A 435-nucleotide genomic window follows, 5' to 3' on the forward strand; every position below is an offset into this window, starting at 1 on the left:
TAGGTGGATTCTATCAGAGAGCGAGTCGAGAGAGGACTACCTGTTCCTTTTCTCGTTTCGTATTCAAGGCTAGGAAAATGCGTTTCTTAAAATTGTCAAAGTTCCTGAAACCAAAGGCATTCCGCTTAATAACCTTGATAAGATTATTAGTAGCCTCGAGTCTCGCATTGGAATAAGGCAATTCTAGGGCATTACAAACCTTATCTTTGTTCTTACGGAAAGTATGGAAGACTGTTTGGAAAATCGGATTGACAGACCCTATTTCTTCCTCTATTAAGGCAAAGAAGTGATCCGTATTTTTATTCTTGATGTGGAATAGAAGCATCTGATAAAGTTGGTAATGCTGGTTTAGTTCCTCAGAATACCCAAGTAGTTCATCCAGTATTTCTTGACTAGTTAGATGCATTTGAAACATAGGTTGATAAGTGCGTTTTG

1 protein-coding gene is annotated in these 435 nt (G+C 38.2%); it reads right to left on the bottom strand.

Annotated elements, in window-relative coordinates:
- Positions 1-13: 13 nt before the first annotated feature.
- Positions 14-435, bottom strand: a 422-nt coding sequence (locus HZY94_RS10070; protein WP_179925999.1) for a transposase, incomplete at its 5' end; no start/stop codon positions are given.

It is taken from the genome of Streptococcus danieliae (assembly GCF_013415245.1).
GTDB classification, from domain to species: domain Bacteria; phylum Bacillota; class Bacilli; order Lactobacillales; family Streptococcaceae; genus Streptococcus; species Streptococcus danieliae_A.